The sequence below is a fragment of the Streptomyces sp. MnatMP-M17 genome (genome assembly GCF_900091995.1).
In the GTDB taxonomy this organism is placed as follows: domain Bacteria; phylum Actinomycetota; class Actinomycetes; order Streptomycetales; family Streptomycetaceae; genus Streptomyces.
The window spans coordinates 1-3,877 of sequence record NZ_FMDK01000394.1 but is presented as its reverse complement, the minus strand read 5'-3'; the positions used below and the strand labels follow the sequence as shown (position 1 = coordinate 3,877).

General features: G+C 68.0%; 2 protein-coding genes and 3 pseudogenes. 2 read left to right on the top strand and 3 right to left on the bottom strand.

The annotated features are described in order from the left end of the window. Positions 1-347: pseudogene (locus GA0115259_RS18270) on the top strand (hypothetical protein); the annotation flags it as partial. Positions 348-875: 528 nt separating this feature from the next. Next, complete coding sequence (locus GA0115259_RS18260; protein ID WP_093598031.1) at positions 876-1,220, top strand: DUF2750 domain-containing protein; 345 nt, start codon at positions 876-878, stop codon at positions 1,218-1,220. Here GA0115259_RS18260 and GA0115259_RS18255 read toward each other — a convergent pair. From GA0115259_RS18255 to GA0115259_RS18240, 3 genes and pseudogenes are all read right to left on the bottom strand, one after another. After that, a pseudogene (locus GA0115259_RS18255) lies at positions 1,217-2,051 on the bottom strand (IS5 family transposase). The gene GA0115259_RS18260 and the pseudogene GA0115259_RS18255 overlap by 4 nt on opposite strands. Before the next feature lie 64 nt (positions 2,052-2,115). Beyond that, positions 2,116-2,526: a hypothetical protein gene (locus GA0115259_RS41945; protein WP_370748105.1), complete on the bottom strand. Its 411-nt coding sequence runs from the start codon at positions 2,524-2,526 to the stop codon at positions 2,116-2,118. 325 nt (positions 2,527-2,851) lie between these two features. Continuing rightward, a pseudogene (locus GA0115259_RS18240) lies at positions 2,852-3,756 on the bottom strand (universal stress protein). Positions 3,757-3,877: the final 121 nt, after the last annotated feature.

The window sequence follows — 3,877 nt, the reverse complement described above, 5'->3', positions numbered from 1 at the left end:
GCCGGGACCGGCCTCACACTCGAACCATCCTGATCGACAAGACCAGTCAAAGATCAGTAGTCCCGCTGTTCACCGACGCCAGGCACGGCCACGTGCCGCCTGTCGGTCAGGTCCGCGAGCCGGTTGCATACGTTCGCGAGCAGCGCGAGGATCCCTCCGGCACTCCCTTCGAGATCGTCCTCGGCGGTGCCACGCCAGGCGACGCCGCCAGGACCCGTGATCTGATCGGCCCGTTGACCGAGGCGGGAGCCACCTGGTGGGACGAGCGGCGGATCCAGACCGGCGAAGCACTCGACCGGCTCACACCGGGGCTGCGCCGCATCGAGCAAGGTCCGGCGGTCTTGTAGTGGGTTGTCCGTGAGCCGCGGCGAGCAGTACACCGCATCCGCACGGCGTCCCGCCCCGCCCGCCCAGGACGACCCGCATTCCGGACACACCGTCTTCTCGCCCTCGCCCTCGTCTTCGCCCCGCTACGACGCGCGGCAACCCGGGTTTTGGTTCGGCGGATCACCCGCCAGTGCCTGCAATGAGATACCGACGAGCAGTGCACGGCGCCCGGCTGAGCGTCCGGCTTCGGCCAGGCGGCTTGCGGTCCGACCGGGTGATGCCCGGCCCGGATTCGGTGGGGGTTCAGGAGCCTGCTCAGGAAGACGCCTTCGCCAGCGCGTGCACCAAAACCTTCCCGGCCTGGCCCGGGCCGCCTGTCCGGCTCGAAGAATCACAGTCCGGTGCCACGTCACAACGTCGGACGCGTCCTCGGCACCGGAGAGGCATACGCCCACTCCGCAAACCGCAAGGCAGGCGCCAAGCCCCGATTTGGGGCTGAGAAGAACCGCTAACGAAATGAGTGACGGGGAACGCTAGGCTCACGTGGCATGAGTCAGAGTGGTTCGCAAGCGGCAGCATTCTTCCGGGATGCCCGTCAGAGCGGAGTGGTCTGGTTTGTCCGGGATGACGAGGGAAGCCCGGCTCCCCTCTCCGCGGACGGCACGCGAAGTCTTCCCTACTGGTCGGCCTCGGCTCGCGCCCAGAGGGCGGCGAAGATCTGGGGGCATGGGCTACGTGTTGAATCCATGTCCCTGGATGCCTGGCGCGATCGGGATCTGCCTGATGCCGCCCGAGAGGGATACATGATCGGCATCAACTGGAGCGGACCGCGCCTCGTCGGCTGGAGCTTCACTCCGATGGAGGTTCTCAACCGGCTGGCGGCGAGCGACTAGCCCACGGCGCCGCTTAACACAGAGCGCGGTCGCCGCCAACAGATGAGTGCGCATCCGAGAGTGAGGAACGCTTCGTGGATGTCGTCGCGTATCTCCCGGCGGATCCGCAGGCGGCGGATCCAATGCAGGTGGGCGAATGCGCGCTCCACGACCCAGCGTTGCTTTCCCGGGCCGGAGCCATGCTCGATTCTGCGGCGGGCGATCAGGGCTTCACACCGAGGCCCCGGACAAGCCGGCGGTACTTGTCGTGGTCGTAGCCGCGGTCACCGAGCACCACGTCCGGGCGGCGCCGGGGCCGGGGCCGCTTACCCCGCACCGGCGGCACGGCTTGGAGGAGGGGGATCAGCTGGGTGACGTCGTTGCGATTGCCGCCGGTCAAGGTGGCGGCGAGCGGGATGCCGGTGGCATCGGTGATCAGGTGATGCCTGCTGCCCGTCCTGTCCCGGTCGACGGGGCTTCGTCCAGTCTTGGCTCCCCCTTTAACGCCCGGATGTGGAAGCCGTCGACGGCCGCCAGGGAAAAGTCCAGAGCGTTCGCGCCGCGCAGCCTGGCGAGCAGGACCTCGTGCAGCCGGGGCCACACTCCGGCCTCGGTCCACTCGGCCAGGCGGCGCCAGCAGGTCATGCCCGACCCGAAGCCGAGTTCCTGTGGCAGGTGTTCCCAGGCGATCCCTGTGTGCAGCACGAACAGGATGCCCTGGAACACCAGCCGGTCCGGATGCCGCTTGCGTCCCGGATGCCGTATCCGACGCTCAACCTTGGGCAGCAACGGCTCGATCACCGCCCACAGCTCGTCGTCGACTTCCCATGGCTTCGGCCGCGCCCCCCGCACCTCCAGATCAGCGATCCTGGAGTGATCCAACCACCTCGAAGATCGTTTCGTTAGGAGTTCTAAGTCATTCCTCCAACGAGGCACGAATGCGTTTGATGGCACGCAAAATCTCGGTGCGGTTCTTCGCGCGTTTGATCCATGCCGGCAGCCGGGCGACGACCGTCATCTTCCGCCCTGTTTCGTCCCAGGAAGCTCGCTCCCGCAATGGCGCTTGCACGAACTGCCTGATCAACTCAAGGTGTTCCAGGTTGTAGGCCCATAGCCAGCCGTGCCGCGTCTCGATCTGCAACGACAGCAGCACATTGAAGTAGGGGTCGGTGGCCTGGCCGGTGCCCCGGAGGAAGCCGAGACCCTTCCCTGACTCCCGCGACAGGCCGCAGCTACGGCAGACGAGACGCCGCGGCGCGAATATCGAAGGCATCGGGTCATCGGAAGCTTGAGCAGTTGGGGTGACATGGGCGACCCCGCGGTCAATGTTCCGTGTGACGGGACGAAAACGTTCGCGAGATGCCGCGCAGCCTGCGGCTGATTGCGAGGTCTCGCTCGCCGTAACTGCTGCCGTGGCCGCTGGCCGCATTGCTAGCGAGGGCTACGACGATGTTCCCGCCGATCAGGCAGTGGGCGGTCCGTGGGTACTCCGGGCCCTCCCTTATGTCCAGTGAGTTCTGGTCCTCCACGAGTGGCCTTCTGACCGAATCCTTGGACGGCGCACTGCCCGGCGTCAGGTCGGATCGGTGTCCCTCGTAGGCCAAAGGCCCTGGCCGCGGGAATGGCCAGGGCCTTGCCGAAGGCCGGGGTGATCAGCTGTGCGGGACGACGGCGACGGGGGCGGTGGCGTGGTGGAGAACGGAGTGGGTGACGGGTCCGACGTGGGTGCCGATCGGGGAGCGCCGGATCCGGCGGCCGACAACGACCAGGGAGGCGTTGTGGGAGGCGTCGATCAGATAGTCGGCTGCCCTGCCGGAGCCGGATTCCGTCACTACCTCGACGTCGGGGAACTTCTTCCGCCACGGGCGCAGGACTTCGGTCAGGGCGGTGTCCTGCTGCCGGCCCAGATCCGTGTGGAGTTCGAAGTCGACGGCGACGCCGTACGCGTAGTAGGGCGGGAGGGTCCAGGCGTGGACGGCCCGCAGGGAGGTGGATCGGCGGACGGCTGCGTCGAAGGCGAACTCGATGACCGAGGCGTCAGGGCTGTCAATGTCGAGGCCGAGGACCACGGGTCGGTAGGGGGTCGCGACGGATGGGATGCCGGCCGGTTCCGTCGTGTGCTCGCCCGCGGTCTGTCCTGCAGCACGGACCAGGACCACGGGCTGCTCGGCGTGTGCGACGACGGCAAGGCCGACGGAGCCTACTACGAAGCCGCTCATCCGGCTCAGGCCGCGTGATCCCAGGACGAGCAGTTCGGCGTCCTTCGCCAGGCCCGGCAGGACCTCACCGGGGCGGCCGGAGAACTGCTCCGTGGTGACTTCGATGCCGGGGTGCCGTAGCCGGATGCCCTCGGCGGATTCCCGGGGAATCCGTTCGCTCCAGTGCTGGTGGGTCTCGGCCCCGAGGAGCGGGGCCTGTGCCATGGGTTCCGGTACGGCTCCCGCACCTGGACCAGCTTCAGGGGCAGGCCGCGCAGTTCTGCTTCGTGGGCCGCCCATTCGGCGGCGGCCTGGCTCTGGGGCGAGCCGTCGAGGCCGACGATGACGGTACGGGGCATGGTTTCCACCTTCTGAGTCGGGGTGTCCGATTCCAGCGTCGTGTCGAGTGGGTCTGTGGCGCCGGGGCCGCAGGTCCTCGGCGGGGAGCGGCGGACCAGGGACCGGCTGGCCCGGGGGGCG

Bases quoted from the DNA above. Each gene is read 5' to 3' on its own strand.
- GA0115259_RS18260 (WP_093598031.1), top strand. From the start codon at position 876: ATGAGTCAGAGTGGTTCGCAAGCGGCAGCATTCTTCCGGGATGCCCGT.